Source organism: Pseudomonas tremae (assembly GCF_001401155.1).
In the GTDB taxonomy this organism is placed as follows: domain Bacteria; phylum Pseudomonadota; class Gammaproteobacteria; order Pseudomonadales; family Pseudomonadaceae; genus Aquipseudomonas; species Aquipseudomonas tremae.
Genome location: NZ_LJRO01000396.1, coordinates 1 through 398, shown reverse-complemented (window position 1 = coordinate 398; position 398 = coordinate 1). Strand labels below are relative to the sequence as shown.

Below are 398 nucleotides of genomic sequence, written 5' to 3'. Positions count from 1 at the left end.
GTTCAGACCTGCGAAAGCAAATGTTACCCATGCAGAAAATCCCTGAGTGGCATGAAAACGATCGTTGCTGCAGTGGGTATGAACCGCCAGGTCTTTGGTCACTTGTCGAGGGTGTCGTTACAGGTCATGCATGCACTGGCCTGTGATGAGGGGGTACCTTTCGACCCGGTGCCGAACAGCCCTGAGTTTCAGCTTCCTCCCGAGCTCGAAGGCATTTCAGCCCGCCTGATCGATTATGCGCGAGGCGGGCCTTACTTACTGGACAGTCAGGAAGAGCAGCTATTGCGCTGGCGCTATATCCATCAGTCTGCGCACTGGAACGCAGTAGTCGGCAGAATGGTCACCTTTAGTGACGCTGTCTTCGTGCTGTCTCTTATACACATCTGACGCTGCCGACG

1 pseudogene is annotated in these 398 nt (G+C 54.8%); it reads left to right on the top strand.

From position 1 onward, the window contains the following. A pseudogene (locus tag ALO43_RS22550) lies at window positions 1-387 on the top strand (T6SS phospholipase effector Tle1-like catalytic domain-containing protein); the annotation flags it as partial. Window positions 388-398 lie beyond the last annotated feature (11 nt).